Consider the following 13,319-nt stretch of genomic DNA (forward strand, 5'->3'; position numbering starts at 1 on the left):
GGCGCCCCGACTGCACGTAGCGAGCAAGCGCGCCGACGTGCGCGCCCGTGAACTGGCTTGGGAGGCGCGCTGATGTCTGCGCTCGTGGTCCCCTTCCATCCGGTACGCCAGGCATTCCGCGAACTGTGTGACCTGGGCAGGCCCGACCTGCGTCACCAGTCCGCGCGCCTGGTGGTTTCCGAAGTGCGCGCCGGCCGTGACGGCATGGCCGTCATGAAGCTCATTGCCCAGCACCGCCGCGCTGCGAAGCGCCAGGACGGTGTCGCATGAATCCGGCGCCCACCTTCGACCGCCGCCAACACGCCCAACACGCGCCGCTGCCGGTGCGCATCACCGTGCCCGAGTACTGCCCGCACCACGACGCGTACTGCGCGCAGTGCATGCCTGAGGGCTTGGTCATCAAGTCCAACCGCGACATCGAGCGCAGTAGCCGCTGGCTGTATGCGCAAAGGAGCGCCGCATGAATCCCGCCCACACCCTGCTGGCGCTGGCTGCGCTGGCCGTCCTCAACATTGCGCTGGGCTGGCTGGTTTCCAGTCGCCACGAGCGTGCGCGCATCCAGGCCGAGCAGCGCGAGGCACAGGCGCAGGCCAGGCTGCTGCAGCGTCGTGACCAGGAAGATGGCGATGACCTCCTCCAGCGCGCCAATGCGGTTGCCGACGCGTGCCATCAAGCCGTAGACCGCGCGCAACAGGCCTGGCGTGCAGGAGATTCAGAACAGCGACGCCTGTGGGTGGGCATACACGAGGCCTGCGGCGACGAGTTCCGCGACATGGCTTCGCAGATGCGCGCACTGGAGGCGGCCTGACATGTTGCAGATCGCCGAACCCCTGTCGCCGCGCATTCCGGTCTGCGTGCTGGGCCATCGCCCTCAGTTCGTGGAGAGCCGCGGCGCACCGCTCAACCACAAGCCCGGCCTGCCCTGCCCCAATCAGTACCACATCGAGTGCGCGCGGTGCGGCATCGCCACTGTACCGCACCCCAGCCGCGCCATCGCCGAGTTGCGCTGGTCCGAGCCGGACAGTCCGCACCGCATCCCCCTTTCCCAGATTGGCCAAGCGCGCACTCGCGCCGCCGCCGACTACGCCTACGCGGCCTGAGGCCGCACCGCGAGCACCCATGATGAAGCCGGAAAACACCACACCACTGCAGCGCCACGCGCTCCTCGCTGCGCTGGGCGCACCGGACCACCGGTTCAATCGCACGCGCGCCGGCTACGTGCCGGCCGGGGCGACGTCCGCGCCGGCGTTCACCTTTCGCCTGATGCGCATGCTCGAAGCCGGCTACCTGGTCACCTTCGACAGCACGGAGTTCCCCACCAGCGCCACGCTGACGCTCCAGGGCGTGTGTCTGGCCGAAACCCTGCGCGCCATAGCCGAAGCCAAGTCAACCCGTCGCCAGACGGCGGGAGGCGTGCGATGACCCGCCTGGCGCAGCTCCTGTTCGCCTACCTGGTCACCCACGTTGCCGGACGCCGCCCGCCCAACTTCGTGGTGGGCGCCGACAGCGACAACGGTGCTTACCTGATGCGCTGGTTCCTGACACCCTGGCGCGATTGGCAACATCGCCTGGGCAAGCGTGCCGACGCGAACCCCACCTGGTGGAACCGGGCGACTGCACGCATGGCGCGGTGGCTTCCCAACCTCTACCTGCACAAGTTCCTGCGCGACGACGATGACCGTGCCCTGCACGATCACCCCAGCTGGGCAGTGAGCTTCATCCTGCGCAACGGCTACACCGAGCACACCATCCGCGAGGGTGGCATCCACAAGCGACGCTTCTATGGGCCCGGGAGCCTGCGCTTCCTGCCGACCACACACGCGCACCGCATCGAGTTGTTGCGCGAGATTGTCGACAACGGTGACCCGATCGTGCGGAAGGACGACCCCGCAGTGCCGTGCTGGTCGCTGTTCCTGTTCGGACCCACCGTGCGCGAATGGGGCTTCCACTGCCCTGAGCGCGGGTGGGTGCACTGGAAGGATTTCACTGCCGCCGGCAAGCCGGGTGAGATTGGTCCGGGGTGCGACGCATGAAAGTGGTGACTAAGTCGCGCGCCCGGGCCGTGCGCCAGTTTGTAGCGCGCCATCCCAACGGAGTGACCGTCGCGCAGATCATTCAGGGCGTTGACCGCGCGTGCACCGCCAGCGCGATGTCCGCCACGCTCGCGCCGATTGTGGCGCGCGGCCAGGTGCGTCGGAAGGTGCGCGGCGGCGAGGTTCACTTCCTGCCGACCAAGTCGACGGTGGCCGCACCGACGCCGGCGGCGACGCAGGCCGTTCCTCCCAAGCCCATCGCCAAGGCAGTACCGGCGTCCCTTGGGGCCAAGCCCTCACCGATGGCGCAACACCAGTCCGCTGATCCGCTGCGCGTGGATACCGCGCTGGCCTCGCGAGTCGCCGGCCGCGTGAACCTGAGCAGCCTGTATCTCAAGCCCAAGCATCGCCAACTGGACCGCACAGAAATCACTGCGGACGTGGAGCGCTTCATCGCTTCGGGCGGCGCCATCCAGAAGCTCGATCACGGCGACACCGCCGAATCCATCAAAGCACGCGAAGAACGCTTCCGTGCCGAGCAGCGGCAGCGCTCGGCGATTCCGCCGCACCGCCGCGCCAAGTCTTCCAACACCTGACGGAGCACCACCATGTTCAATCACCGCGAGCCCGACCTGAGCGGGCCTGACTTTCTCGACTCTGTTGCCGACGCCGAAGAGGCCTTGGGCAACCAGCGCAACGCGGCCGAGTACCGCAAGCGCGCGCGCCAGTGGCAGCAAGACATCGATGCCGCCTCCGCTGCACCCATTCCCACCCCGGTGCGCGCCACGCGGCGCGCCATCGCCATGCGGCCGGCTGGCCGCGCTTAAGGAGCAACCCATGACCCAGCTTTCCGAACTGAGTGTGCGCATCACCCATCGCTACGAGGCCAATGGCTTGGCCACCGAACGCACCATCGACATCGAGACGGTTCCGGCGCGGTTCGTCGGCCAGCCGGCCGAAGCGGCGCAAGCAGTGGCGACGGACGCAGTGGCCGGCCAAGTGGTCACTGGTCTGCGGAGCGCCGACCCGGCACTCACGGACCGCTTCACCAAGGTCTTGGCCAACGGCGCGCATTGCGTTGCCGGAGATACCGGCACGGACCATGTTGCGGTCCTGGACAACGCCACCGGCCTGATGTGGTCCGTCGAATCCCTGGGCGACGCAGACGGCGACGGCATTGAACAGAAGGCCTGCATCGACCGCTGCGCGGAATTGCGTTTGCTCGGCTTCGACGATTGGCGCCTGCCCACGCGCGCCGAGCTGGCGGGCCTGGTTGATGACACGCGCCACGAGCCGGCCATCGACACCAACGCATTCCCGCGCGTGAAGCCGAACTGGCATTGGACCAGCACGCCTTGCGCCTGGTCTTCGGCGTCCGCGTGGTGCGTCTACTTCGACGGCGGCAGCGTCTACAGCGGCCTCCGCGGCGGCGACGGGTTCGCGTTGGCCGTGCGCCGCGCCGGTCAGTAATCGGCTCTTTGCCACCCCATCCAGGAAAACACCGATGACCACCAACACCTCTCGTTTCACCTCGACGCAGGCGGCTGACGGCACTGTCGAAACCAACATCGATTCCACGACTGGCCTGCAGTGGGCTGCGAAACCTCTGCCCGAGCGCGTCACGCACCAGCAGGCCATCGACCAGTGCGCCGCGCTGGACCTGGCGGGCTACAGCGACTGGCGCCTGCCCACGCGTGCCGAGCTTCTCACGCTCGTTGACCTGACTCGCTACGACCCCGCCATCGATGTCGAAGCCTTCCCGGAAATCAAAGGAGGCTGGTTCTGGAGTAGCGACCTTACCGCCTGGTCTTCGGCGTCCGCGTGGTGCGTCGGCTTCAGCTACGGCGGCGTCAGCTACGACCGCCGCTCCAGCCTCGGGTTCGCGTTGGCCGTGCGCCGCGCCGGTCAGTAGTCGGCTCTTTGTCCCCTTCAATTTCAGGAGAAACCGCATGAAACAAATCACACTCGTCAAGCTGGATGCGCAGGGCAACGAACTGCCTGCCGAAGCGGCCGACTGGGTCGCGGTGCGTGTGCTCGAGCATGGCCTCATTTTCACCGCCACGCACATCAACGCCGAGCAGGCCAGTCAGGAAGCCCTGCAGGAGCAGGTGAAAGAGCTGGACCTGCTGGGCGCGAAGGATTGGGACCTGCCGACCATCGAAGAGCTGCAGCTGCTGGTCGACCGAAGCCGCTACGACCCTGCCATCAATACCGATTTCTTCCGCAACATCGAGAGCGATTGGTACTGGAGCAAGACGCCGGCCGCCTGGTCTTCGGCGTCCGCGTGGTGCGTCAGCTTCAGCTACGGCGGCGTCGACGACTTCCACCGCTACGGCGGCGGGTTCGCGTTGGCCGTGCGCCGCGCCGGTCAGTAATTGGTCTCTCTGAGCTCGCCTGACCGATGACATCACGTTTCCAGCCACCGCCCATCATCAAGGCCGCTGAACGCCTGCTCGTGGACATAGAACAGGCGGTACGGGCGTTCCCGCGCTACCACCGTTACCAGATAGGCAAGAACCTGCGCGAGCACGCCATGACGGTTTCGCACAGGGCCGGGCGTGCATGGCGCGACCGCGCGCACCAGCGGCGCTGGGTGGAGCAGTTGGTGTGGGACATCGATGAGCTCAAGCAATACCTGCAGACCGCCAAGCTGCTGCAGGCCTTCCGTAGCTTTCGCCAGTTCGAGCACCTGGCACGGCAGGCCGAGCAGTTGGGCGCACAGGCTGGCGGCTGGCGCCGTCAGCTGAATTCCCCTCCTGCCCAGAATGCGGAAGGCCGTCGTGCCGTACCGCAGCGAGGCCAGAAACTGAGTACCTGTACCGCCTCTGCGGAGGCCAATCCATGACGACGCCTCGCTACCCACATCCGGGCTGCGCGGCTTGGTCGCAAGTGTATGGGGAGGCGGCCGCCTGGTCTTCGGCGTCCGCGTGGTACGTCAACTTCAACAACGGCAACGTCAACAACAACCACCGCAACAACAACGGGTTCGCGTTGGCCGTGCGCCGCGCCGGTGAGTTTCAGGGGGAATGGATGCCCGTCACGTTCCAGGCGCTCTACCACGCCTGGCGACGTGCCCGGCGACAGAAAGTGCCCAGTCAGAACCAGCTCCGGTTCGACACGCACTGGATGGACGAATTACTCCAGTTGGAGCGCAGCATCACCGCCGGCACCTGGTCACCGAGGCCGGCAACCTGTTTCATCGCCCAACGACCGAAGGCGCGCGAGATACATGCGCCGGACTTTGCGGACCGTGTGGTGCACCACTGGCTGGTGCCGCAGCTCGAAGGCGCCTTTGAGCGTGGCTTCATCCATGACTCCTACGCCAACCGTCGCGGCAAGGGCAGCCACGCCGCTGTGCGGCGAGCGCAGGCGTTCGCCCGCCAGGTCCATAGCGGCCAGGGCGGTGGCTGGTTCCTGCAGCTGGATGTGCACAACTTCTTCAACAGCATCCATCGACCGACCTTGTGGGGCCTGCTCAAGCCGCGCTTGCTGCGCGCAGGCGCGCACATCCAGTTTCTGCAGGTCACGCACGCTCTGCTGCGCAAGGATCCGGTCGCGCCTGGCGTGCGGGTGCGTGCCACGGCCGAGGAACAGGCACTCGTGCCACCCCACAAGCGGCTCGCCAACGCGGCGCCGGGATGCGGCTTGCCCATCGGCAACCTCTCGTCCCAGTTCTTCGCGAACGTCTACCTGGATGCGCTGGATCAGTTCGTCAAGCACGAGCTCAAGGCCAAGCGCTATGTGCGCTACGTGGACGACTTCGTGCTGTTCCACCATGACCGCGACCAGCTCGAGCGCTGGCAGGTCGCAATCGAGGCGTTCCTGTCCCAACGGCTCCGACTCTCGTTGAAGGCCGACGTGCGCCTGCGGCCACTGACAGCCGGGTTGGACTTCCTCGGCTACGTCATCCGGCCCACGCACACGTTGGTGAGGCCACGCGTGGTCAGCCATGCGCGCCAGGCGCTGGCCGCGTGGGAGAGCGCCCACGTGTCGCCGCGAAGCATCCGCGCCACCCCGTACGCCCTCGAAGCACTGCGCAGCACCTTGGCCAGCTACCAAGGCCACTTTCGACACGCCAACAGCCACCGCCTGCAGCGCCTGCTGCATCGGCGGTTCCCGTGGATCCGCAACGCCTCTACCCCACGTCGATTTCCCGTTCGACTGGAAGGTCGGCGCATCACTCTCAGGAGTTTTTCATGACCAACTCGCAACTGATTCCCTTGGCGCAGGTGCGCCTTTCCGACCGCAATGTCCGCCGCACGGGCGACTCCAATGTGGACGAGCTGGCGGCGAGCATCAGCGCCGAAGGTCTGCTCAACAACCTGGTGGTGACCGCGGCGAACGATGGCTTCTTTGAGGTCGTCGACGGTGGCCGGCGCCTTCTGGCACTGCAGCAGCTTGATCGCGCCGGGCGGCTGGCAGACACGCTGAAGAGCGTCATGTGCCTGGTGGTGGATGACGAGCGCGCCGTGGAAGCGGGCTTGACCGCCAACATCATGCGCCAAGCGATGCACCCGGCCGATGAGTTCCTGGCATTCCGGCAGTTGGCCGAAGAAGGAAACACGGCCGATGAAATTGCCGAGCGCTTTGGCAAGCCTGTCCGGCACATCCAACAGCGCCTGAAGCTGGCCAACGTCAAACCCGACCTGTTCGAGGTCTACCGCGGCGGCGGGATGAACCTGGACCAGTTGATGGCGCTGGCTTCGACCGACAACCATGAGTTGCAGCGCCAGGCATGGGCGACCGCGCGCGGTGACTACGAGCGCGACGCACGATCGCTGCGCAACTTCATTTATCGCGAAACGGTCTCCAGCGAGAACCCGATGGCGCAGTTGGTGACGCTGGAGGCGTACGAGGAAGCCGGCGGCAAGGTCAGGCGAGACCTGTTCTCCGATACCGCCTACCTGGCTGACCTGAGCCTGCTGGAAAGCCTGGCCATGCAGAAGCTGGAAGCCATCGCGAGCGAACTTCGCAACGCCGGATGGTCTTGGGCCGAGGCTCGCTTGAGCATGGACTACAGCGAGCAGAGCGCATATGGCCAGCACCCGCGCTGCTGGACAGCCAATATCGAAAACTTCGCTTCGGACGCCGATGCGGCGCGCTTTGCCGAAATCGAGTTGCAGGCATCGGAGCTCGAAAACCAGATACAGGATCTGGACGACGAAGATCCGCGCGTGGACGCTCTCAACGAGCAGTGGCGGGAACTGGACGTCGAGATGGATGCCATCAACGATCGCAAGGTGACCACCTACCCCGCCGACATCATGGCCACTACCGGCGTGTTGGTGTTCCTGGACCGCAGCGGCCTCCAGGTCCTGCATGCCCGGCTCAAGCCGAACCAGAAGGCGACCAAGAGCGCCGGCGCCACCGGCAAAGCTGCCAAGTCCGAAGCCCCGACCGAGCTGAGCGCCGCCGTACTGGAAACGCTGTCGGCACACCGCAGCGAGGTCGCGCGATATCACTTGGCGCAAGATCCGGTCCTGGCGCAATGCATTCTCATCCAGCGACTGCTGCAGCATCACTGGCAGGGCGTGTACGAACGCAATGGCCTGCGCCTGGACGTGGATCGCGTCACCGACGCCAGCAAGGTGGCGGAGGTCCACCCTGCAATTCGCGCCGCGATCGCGACGGCCGCGCAGGTCATCAAGACGATTCCCCAGAAGGACACCCTCGACTACCTGCTCAAGCAGACCGAGAAGTGGCGGATGGAAGTGCAGGCCATTCTGGTGGCCATGAGTTTCGACGGGATTTCGCAGTCGGCCGGCGGGCATGATGGCGTCGCCGCGATCCATCGCGTTGTCGGGTTCGACATGAGTAGCCATTGGACGCCGGTCACCGACAATTTCGTGGGTCGCATCCCACCGAAGCTCCTGGTGGAGGCAATCACCGAAGCGAAGGGAAAAGAAGTCGCGGCACAGCTGAAGGATCTGAAGCGCGCTGAGCGAGTAGCGTTGGGCGGAAAGTTGCTGTCCGGTACCGGCTGGCTGCCCGCGGCGCTGCGCGGGCCCGGCTACGGCCGCGTCGCCGACGCGGGCCGAGCGGCGAGCCCGCCAGCGGCCGCCAAGAAGGCCGGCAAGGTCAAGCCTGCCGCCAAGCCGGCGACCAAGGGCAAGAGCGCGCCGAAGAAAAAGGGCGCCAGCGGCGCGGGCAAAAAGTCCGCGTCGGCAGCCGTCAAGAAGGCTCCCAAGAAAGTCACGAAGAAGGGAGGCAAGTAAGCCATGAGCCTGCGTGTGCCGATCAGCGACGTGCGCCCCGACGCCAAGCAACCTCGTACCTACTTCCGCGAGTCCGCATTGAAGGCGCTGGCCACCTCGATCCAGAAGACCGGCCAGCGTCAACCTATCACCGTGCGGGCGCTGCGCGCCGGAGCCAAAGTGCCGTACGAGATCATCGACGGCGAGCGCAGATGGCGCGCCTGCAAACTCGCCGGCATCACCACCATCCGGGTGGACGTTGAAGATCGCGACCTCGCACGTCACGTCGACCAGCATCTGCTGTCCCTGGCCAGCAACTTCATGCGCGAGGGTCACACCCACATGGAGATTTCCGCCGGCGTCCACTACCAAGTCGAGGCCGGGGTCGAAGCCGGGTTGTCGAGGGGGCAGGCCATCAAGGAGTTGGGCGACTCGATCGGCAAGTCGGATGCCTGGGTATACCAGTACCTGCAGTTGCAGCAACTGTGCGCGGAACTGCAGGAGCGCATGCACCCGGACATGGATGACGAGAAGCGCCTGCGCTTCACGGAGGCCATCATCCTGGCGCCCTTGGCAAAGGAACAGCAGAAGGCCATCTACCGCGCCCTGCTGCGCTACCCGCCGGGCGCCCGGGCGCAACATGCCAAGCGCCTGGTGGCCAAGGCCACGGACTCACCGGTGCAGCGCCGCGCAACGGACGTCAAGGTCAGCACGAGCCGCTTCGTCGCCCGTGTCACCGCCGAGATCGAGCGCGTGCTCGACTTCAAGCAAAGTGATTTCCGAGCGGCGTTGTCCGCCGTACCGGCGCCGGATCGCCGCGCCTTGCGCGAATCCGTCGCACTCCTGCTGGCTGCGATTGATCGGGCGGCGCGGACGTAAATGGACGCACGTTCGCACGATGGCTCCAAACGCGTCGATCGCCACGGCATGCTGACGCCGCGCCCGCTCAAACCGGAGCGCCAAGCGCTGGTCGATTTGCACCGGTGGCGATTCGAACCCATCCCCCATGTGCCGCGCAACGCCATCGTGGTGACGCCGCATCGGGTGCTTTTCAACCCAGACGACGACTACGAAGACTATGCCTTGTTCCACGCAACTCGAACGATGCTGGCCATGACGCGCCAAAAGCGGCGGCGTGGCGGAGGCGTTCCCTGATGATCCCTTCCGCGAACCTCGATGTGCACGAGTGCTTTGAGCAAAGGTGCATGCATGACTAGCCGCTCCCAGAAAGCGCCGGCACTGACCGACCAGGTGGCACAAGTCGCCTCGTCACGCACCCTGTTCCTGCTCCTGGCCGAGTTCGGGAGCGGGCAGATTCCGGTGGAACGGTGCTGCCATCACTTCGGCCTGCAGGCCGAGGAAGCCAAGCGCGCAGCCGGTCGCCAGCAGCTGCCGGTACCGGCCTTCAGGCTCGGCTCCCAGAAGTCGCCCTGGCTGGTATCGGCGGAGGACTTGGCCAGCTTCATTGACTGCCGCGCCCGCGAGGCAAGAGAGGACTGGCAGCGCCTGCGCGACGCTTCGTAAGTGCTACGCGCTTTTCCCGTACCACCGCAACTAGTTGACTCAAAAGCAGTTAGCGGAGGTGTCGTCACAGTCCATCATCGGGGCGACGGAGAGGCGAAGGTGTTCCTGCGGGATGGGGGCGGAGGCTTGCATGGGCGCCATTGTAAGGCCCACGGAAGAGACGCGTTTCTGCTGTACGCCGAGCCGTGCCGGTGCATCAGGGAGCGTTACGTCCCCGCGACTGCACTACCGATCAGGAAGCGAGCCGCACTCCCCTGCCCGCCGAACTACTCCGTCCAGCTGCTATCCGGGTCAAACGCCATCATCCCCTGCGCTATCGCCGCGCCATCGGGCCCCAGGTCCTTTTCGAACACCTGCCCGTCATGGCTGATCATGAAGCTCATGACGCCGCTGTCGCCATAGCGTGCGGGCCAGGCAATCACGGCGAAGCCGCGGCTCATGTTGTCGCCCATCAGATAGCTGTAGGCGCCGCGCGGCGCGGAGGCGCCTTGGGCGGTGAGGATCTTGTAGTGGTAGCCGTGCCACTCGCCCTGCGGAGTGTCATCGCCGAACAACGGGCCCAGCGGGCTTTCGTCGCTGTCGTCGCCGCTATCGCTCCAGTACAGCCCATCGTGTTCGCCGTCGGTGCTGACGAACTTCTGCGCGTACTCCAGCACGCCATCGCCGTCGCGATCGACGCTGGCGTAATCCATCTGCGCGTCGTGGTAGGCGAGCACGGCCTGCAGCGTCGCCAGTTCATTGCGGCCGATGCGGCGTGCCGCTATTTCCGGTTCGCCTGCCTTGAGGTCGAACGCCCAGCCCTTGTCGTTCCTCACCAGGGGCACCGGAAAGGTCCATGCATCGCGACCGACGGTGAGCAGGGCGTGACCTGCAGCGGGGGTCTTCAGCAGGTGCTGCTCGGCATAGCGCTTGAGGAAGGCGTCGACGTCTTCGCGATCCACTCCTTCGGCGGGCACGTAGGTCTTCCAGTCGGGGCCCAGCACGTCGGCCAGCTTGGCCTGGTCGGCGGCCTTGTCACCCAATGCATCGACCAGCGCCTGTACCGCGGCATCGGGACTGCCGTAGCTGTGCTGCGCATGCGCCGGCCACGCCAGTGCAGCGAGGAGGGTGATCGCGAACAAACGCATCATGCCTGGCATGGAGTTCTCCCTCAGCGCCGCCGGCCGCCACCACCGCCGCGCGACGGTGGACGCGAGGGACGCGACATCTGGTGCCCGCCGCCGCGCGAGCTGGCCGGACGCTGTGATGAATTGAAGCTGCCCTGCCCGCGCTGCGAGGCCGCACGCGACTGGCCCGGGTCACGCGCACCCTGGAAGGCATTGTTGTTCTGCGCCATGCCCGGCGGCTGCCGCTCGCGTGCGCCTTGTCGCGACTGCATGTTGTTGGCGGTGGACGGACGTTGCGCGTTGCCCGCGGCCTGCCGCCCGCCCGGCTGGCGATCCAGTTCGCGACCGGCCTGTCCGGCGCGCTCGCGCGCTTCGCGGTTGCTCGCCGCCGGCGCCTGGAAGCCGCCCTTCTCCAGCGACTGCCGCGCGCGATCCCGCTCGGCGGTGCGCGCCTGGTCACGGCCGCGGTAGTTGTCGCGCTGACCGGCGCCATCGAGCTGGCGACCAAATTTCTCGCGGCTGGCGTTGTCGCGATACGGCACGCCGTCGCGGTTGGCCGCGTTGTGTTTCCAGGTGTTGTCGCCGCGGTTGATCTGGCGGTTGCTGTTGAAGTTGTTGTAGCGATTGACGTCGATGTCGATGTCGCCGCCGCCCCAGTTGCAGTTGCCCCACAACGCACCGCCCACGGCCACGCCGATGCCGAAGCTGAAAAGCGCCGCGCCGGGGTAGTAGTACGCCGGCGGCGGGTAGTAGTAAGGCGGATAGGACGGATAGGCCCAGCTGCCGTACACCACGCTGGGGTTGTAGCTGGGCACGTAGACCACTTCCGGGTCCTTGGGCTCGATGACGATCACCTGCTGCGAACCGGTGGTCGCCGCACCCGCCGCCACCGCCTGCGTACTCACCGTCTGCTGCTCGTTGGACTTCAGGTTGCCCGCCGCATCCGCCTGCTTGCGCAGCCGCTGCACCGAGGCCATCACGTCATCGGGCTGGGCGAGGAAGGCATCGCCCATGCGCTGCACCCACGCGCCGTCCTGTCCCAGTACCGCGAGCAACTGCGGGAATGCCACCAGCGATTGCACGCTGGGATCCCAGCTCTCGTTGGCCACCTGCTTGACCGCTGTCTCGCCCTTGGCGTCCGGATGCGCCTTCGACCAGGCCACGGCATCGGCCACATCACCGGGATAGGTCGAGGCCATCAGCACCTGAGCGAGCAGCGAATCCGGATACAGCGCAATCGGCGCCATCATCTGATCCAGCTGCTCGGTGCTGAAGTTGCTGCTTGCCGTAGTGGCGGTGCCGGCCTTGGTAGCCGATGAAGGCGACGCCGTCGTCTGGGCAACGGCGTTGCCTGTGGCCAGCGCGACGCCAATGCCCGCCGCCAACGCCAGCAGTCCGGTCGCTAACCTGCGCATGTGGGCATCTCCGTCGTGCGGTTGGACTTATTTGGTGACGCCGGCCTGCACGCCCTTGTCGACGACCAGCTTGACCACGACCTTGCGTGCATTGGCGTTGCTGCCGGAACCTGCGTCGCTGGCAACGCCCATGCCGTCACCGGCGCGCACCCGGCCCGGCATCAATCCGGCGTGTTGCTGCAGGTAGTTGGAAACCGCGTCGGCGCGACGCGTGCTGAGGCGCTGGTTGGCGGCGGCATCACCGGTGGAATCGGTGAAGCCCTGCAGGACGATTTGGTAGTCCTTGGTTTCCTTGGCCTTCGCGGCCAGCGCATCCAGATCGGCTTTGCCTTTGGCGGAAATGGCCGTGCTACCGGACGCAAACAACACATCCACGGTCTGCAAGGCTTCGTAGGTACCGAAGTCGTTCATGCGCGCGGTGGTCGGCGCCAGCCCGGCCTGCACCTGCTGCGCGGTGCGCATGTCCTCGGACTTGAACGATATCTCGGTGGCGTTGAAGCCACTGCCCGCGGCCACCACATCGGCGGTGATCGGCAGGCCGGCGACCAGCGCGGACTGCTCGGCCTTCTCGTGGATGACACCGGTCAATCCTTTGGTCCGCTTGTACTTGGTGTCCGCCGAGACGGTAATCGTCTGCTCGACGTTGTTCTGATCCTTGACCGTGACGGTGTTGCCCTGCACGCCGGTGATGATCCCTTTCAACTTGCTCTTGTCGCCGTCGGCCGCCAGCGCGGTCGCAACGACGGACAGCAACAGCACGCAGGCGAGCAACAGCTGCTTCGGCGAAACGTTCATGGCTATGGCCTCGATGTCGGTCAGCCTGGCGGAAGCCACCAGGCCTGCAAGATGGATGCGGACGCGGCTAGCAATCTATGCCTGCGTTACAGCGGCTGCCATTGGCCCTTGGCCCTATCACGCGGCCCCGCACGGCAGTTCGTTTTCGGCAGGAATGGCCCGCAAGGATCCCATCCCACGTAGCCCATGGCGGCAAGGCGACCGGCGGTAAGCAAAAGCGCCCGAATGTTGGGCCTAGGTCCAATCGTGGAA

General features: G+C 66.1%; 20 protein-coding genes. 17 read left to right on the forward strand and 3 right to left on the reverse strand.

Going from position 1 to position 13,319, the window contains the following annotated elements; all coding sequences use genetic code 11:
• Nucleotides 1-72 precede the first annotated feature (72 nt).
• Genes B5X78_RS06350 through B5X78_RS06425 form a run of 17 tightly spaced genes read left to right on the forward strand, consistent with a single transcriptional unit; the run spans nucleotide 73 to nucleotide 9,751 of the window.
• A complete protein-coding gene (locus tag B5X78_RS06350; RefSeq protein ID WP_079723584.1) occupies nucleotides 73-270 on the forward strand; it encodes a hypothetical protein in 198 nt (65 codons plus the stop codon).
• Nucleotides 267-464, forward strand: a complete 198-nt coding sequence (locus B5X78_RS06355) for a hypothetical protein (RefSeq protein ID WP_079723585.1) — start codon at nucleotides 267-269, stop codon at nucleotides 462-464. Before B5X78_RS06350 ends, B5X78_RS06355 begins: the two co-directional genes overlap by 4 nt.
• A complete protein-coding gene (locus tag B5X78_RS06360) occupies nucleotides 461-808 on the forward strand; it encodes a hypothetical protein (RefSeq protein WP_079723586.1) in 348 nt (115 codons plus the stop codon). The genes B5X78_RS06355 and B5X78_RS06360 overlap by 4 nt, the downstream gene beginning before the upstream one ends.
• Nucleotide 809: 1 nt before the next feature.
• Nucleotides 810-1,100 (forward strand): hypothetical protein, encoded by a 291-nt coding sequence (locus B5X78_RS06365; RefSeq protein WP_079723587.1) that lies wholly within the window; start codon nucleotides 810-812, stop codon nucleotides 1,098-1,100.
• A 19-nt stretch (nucleotides 1,101-1,119) separates the two neighbouring features.
• Entirely contained in the window at nucleotides 1,120-1,422 is a 303-nt protein-coding gene (locus B5X78_RS06370) for a hypothetical protein (protein ID WP_079723588.1), read from the forward strand.
• Complete coding sequence (locus B5X78_RS06375) at nucleotides 1,419-2,033, forward strand: hypothetical protein (RefSeq protein ID WP_079723589.1); 615 nt, start codon at nucleotides 1,419-1,421, stop codon at nucleotides 2,031-2,033. Before B5X78_RS06370 ends, B5X78_RS06375 begins: the two co-directional genes overlap by 4 nt.
• The gene (locus tag B5X78_RS06380) at nucleotides 2,030-2,629 is read left to right on the forward strand and encodes a hypothetical protein (RefSeq protein ID WP_079723590.1); all 600 of its coding nucleotides are present in this window, start codon (nucleotides 2,030-2,032) and stop codon (nucleotides 2,627-2,629) included. Before B5X78_RS06375 ends, B5X78_RS06380 begins: the two co-directional genes overlap by 4 nt.
• Before the next feature lie 12 nt (nucleotides 2,630-2,641).
• A complete protein-coding gene (locus B5X78_RS18390; protein ID WP_139381426.1) occupies nucleotides 2,642-2,860 on the forward strand; it encodes a hypothetical protein in 219 nt (72 codons plus the stop codon).
• A gap of 10 nt (nucleotides 2,861-2,870) precedes the next feature.
• Complete coding sequence (locus tag B5X78_RS06385) at nucleotides 2,871-3,503, forward strand: Lcl C-terminal domain-containing protein (protein ID WP_176140785.1); 633 nt, start codon at nucleotides 2,871-2,873, stop codon at nucleotides 3,501-3,503.
• 34 nt (nucleotides 3,504-3,537) lie between these two features.
• On the forward strand, nucleotides 3,538-3,945 hold the full coding sequence (locus B5X78_RS06390) for an Lcl C-terminal domain-containing protein (protein ID WP_079723592.1): 408 nt from the start codon (nucleotides 3,538-3,540) through the stop codon (nucleotides 3,943-3,945).
• Nucleotides 3,946-3,982: 37 nt separating this feature from the next.
• Nucleotides 3,983-4,408, forward strand: a complete 426-nt coding sequence (locus tag B5X78_RS06395) for an Lcl C-terminal domain-containing protein (protein ID WP_079723593.1) — start codon at nucleotides 3,983-3,985, stop codon at nucleotides 4,406-4,408.
• A gap of 26 nt (nucleotides 4,409-4,434) precedes the next feature.
• On the forward strand, nucleotides 4,435-4,878 hold the full coding sequence (locus B5X78_RS06400; protein WP_079723594.1) for a four helix bundle protein: 444 nt from the start codon (nucleotides 4,435-4,437) through the stop codon (nucleotides 4,876-4,878).
• Nucleotides 4,875-6,233 carry an RNA-directed DNA polymerase gene (locus B5X78_RS06405; RefSeq protein ID WP_079723595.1) on the forward strand — a complete coding sequence of 453 codons (1,359 nt, stop codon included), beginning with the start codon at nucleotides 4,875-4,877 and terminating at the stop codon, nucleotides 6,231-6,233. The genes B5X78_RS06400 and B5X78_RS06405 overlap by 4 nt, the downstream gene beginning before the upstream one ends.
• Nucleotides 6,230-8,248 (forward strand): ParB/RepB/Spo0J family partition protein, encoded by a 2,019-nt coding sequence (locus B5X78_RS18790; RefSeq protein WP_079723596.1) that lies wholly within the window; start codon nucleotides 6,230-6,232, stop codon nucleotides 8,246-8,248. Before B5X78_RS06405 ends, B5X78_RS18790 begins: the two co-directional genes overlap by 4 nt.
• 3 nt (nucleotides 8,249-8,251) lie before the next feature.
• On the forward strand, nucleotides 8,252-9,106 hold the full coding sequence (locus B5X78_RS06415) for a ParB/RepB/Spo0J family partition protein (RefSeq protein WP_079723597.1): 855 nt from the start codon (nucleotides 8,252-8,254) through the stop codon (nucleotides 9,104-9,106).
• Nucleotides 9,107-9,382 carry a hypothetical protein gene (locus B5X78_RS06420; protein ID WP_079723598.1) on the forward strand — a complete coding sequence of 92 codons (276 nt, stop codon included), beginning with the start codon at nucleotides 9,107-9,109 and terminating at the stop codon, nucleotides 9,380-9,382.
• 54 nt (nucleotides 9,383-9,436) lie between these two features.
• A complete protein-coding gene (locus B5X78_RS06425) occupies nucleotides 9,437-9,751 on the forward strand; it encodes a pyocin activator PrtN family protein (protein ID WP_176140786.1) in 315 nt (104 codons plus the stop codon).
• 266 nt (nucleotides 9,752-10,017) lie between these two features.
• Here the strand turns inward: B5X78_RS06425 and B5X78_RS06430 are convergent, their stop codons facing one another.
• The 3 genes from B5X78_RS06430 to B5X78_RS06440 are packed head-to-tail and all read right to left on the reverse strand — an operon-like array spanning nucleotide 10,018 to nucleotide 13,067.
• The gene (locus tag B5X78_RS06430) at nucleotides 10,018-10,881 is read right to left on the reverse strand and encodes a DUF2950 domain-containing protein (RefSeq protein ID WP_229730831.1); all 864 of its coding nucleotides are present in this window, start codon (nucleotides 10,879-10,881) and stop codon (nucleotides 10,018-10,020) included.
• Nucleotides 10,882-10,901: 20 nt separating this feature from the next.
• The gene (locus B5X78_RS06435) at nucleotides 10,902-12,272 is read right to left on the reverse strand and encodes a DUF3300 domain-containing protein (RefSeq protein ID WP_079723601.1); all 1,371 of its coding nucleotides are present in this window, start codon (nucleotides 12,270-12,272) and stop codon (nucleotides 10,902-10,904) included.
• A gap of 27 nt (nucleotides 12,273-12,299) precedes the next feature.
• Nucleotides 12,300-13,067, reverse strand: coding sequence for an OmpA family protein (locus B5X78_RS06440; RefSeq protein ID WP_079723602.1), 768 nt, complete (start codon nucleotides 13,065-13,067; stop codon nucleotides 12,300-12,302).
• Nucleotides 13,068-13,319: the final 252 nt, after the last annotated feature.

Origin of the sequence: Pseudoxanthomonas indica, assembly GCF_900167565.1 — a bacterium.
In the GTDB taxonomy this organism is placed as follows: domain Bacteria; phylum Pseudomonadota; class Gammaproteobacteria; order Xanthomonadales; family Xanthomonadaceae; genus Pseudoxanthomonas_A; species Pseudoxanthomonas_A indica.

Bases quoted from the DNA above. Each gene is read 5' to 3' on its own strand.
- B5X78_RS06350 (WP_079723584.1), top strand. From the start codon at position 73: ATGTCTGCGCTCGTGGTCCCCTTCCATCCGGTACGCCAGGCATTCCGC.
- B5X78_RS06355 (WP_079723585.1), top strand. From the start codon at position 267: ATGAATCCGGCGCCCACCTTCGACCGCCGCCAACACGCCCAACACGCG.
- B5X78_RS06360 (WP_079723586.1), top strand. From the start codon at position 461: ATGAATCCCGCCCACACCCTGCTGGCGCTGGCTGCGCTGGCCGTCCTC.
- B5X78_RS06365 (WP_079723587.1), top strand. From the start codon at position 810: ATGTTGCAGATCGCCGAACCCCTGTCGCCGCGCATTCCGGTCTGCGTG.
- B5X78_RS06370 (WP_079723588.1), top strand. From the start codon at position 1,120: ATGATGAAGCCGGAAAACACCACACCACTGCAGCGCCACGCGCTCCTC.
- B5X78_RS06375 (WP_079723589.1), top strand. From the start codon at position 1,419: ATGACCCGCCTGGCGCAGCTCCTGTTCGCCTACCTGGTCACCCACGTT.
- B5X78_RS06380 (WP_079723590.1), top strand. From the start codon at position 2,030: ATGAAAGTGGTGACTAAGTCGCGCGCCCGGGCCGTGCGCCAGTTTGTA.
- B5X78_RS18390 (WP_139381426.1), top strand. From the start codon at position 2,642: ATGTTCAATCACCGCGAGCCCGACCTGAGCGGGCCTGACTTTCTCGAC.
- B5X78_RS06385 (WP_176140785.1), top strand. From the start codon at position 2,871: ATGACCCAGCTTTCCGAACTGAGTGTGCGCATCACCCATCGCTACGAG.
- B5X78_RS06390 (WP_079723592.1), top strand. From the start codon at position 3,538: ATGACCACCAACACCTCTCGTTTCACCTCGACGCAGGCGGCTGACGGC.
- B5X78_RS06395 (WP_079723593.1), top strand. From the start codon at position 3,983: ATGAAACAAATCACACTCGTCAAGCTGGATGCGCAGGGCAACGAACTG.
- B5X78_RS06400 (WP_079723594.1), top strand. From the start codon at position 4,435: ATGACATCACGTTTCCAGCCACCGCCCATCATCAAGGCCGCTGAACGC.
- B5X78_RS06405 (WP_079723595.1), top strand. From the start codon at position 4,875: ATGACGACGCCTCGCTACCCACATCCGGGCTGCGCGGCTTGGTCGCAA.
- B5X78_RS18790 (WP_079723596.1), top strand. From the start codon at position 6,230: ATGACCAACTCGCAACTGATTCCCTTGGCGCAGGTGCGCCTTTCCGAC.
- B5X78_RS06415 (WP_079723597.1), top strand. From the start codon at position 8,252: ATGAGCCTGCGTGTGCCGATCAGCGACGTGCGCCCCGACGCCAAGCAA.
- B5X78_RS06420 (WP_079723598.1), top strand. From the start codon at position 9,107: ATGGACGCACGTTCGCACGATGGCTCCAAACGCGTCGATCGCCACGGC.
- B5X78_RS06425 (WP_176140786.1), top strand. From the start codon at position 9,437: ATGACTAGCCGCTCCCAGAAAGCGCCGGCACTGACCGACCAGGTGGCA.
- B5X78_RS06430 (WP_229730831.1), bottom strand. From the start codon at position 10,881: ATGATGCGTTTGTTCGCGATCACCCTCCTCGCTGCACTGGCGTGGCCG.
- B5X78_RS06435 (WP_079723601.1), bottom strand. From the start codon at position 12,272: ATGCGCAGGTTAGCGACCGGACTGCTGGCGTTGGCGGCGGGCATTGGC.
- B5X78_RS06440 (WP_079723602.1), bottom strand. From the start codon at position 13,067: ATGAACGTTTCGCCGAAGCAGCTGTTGCTCGCCTGCGTGCTGTTGCTG.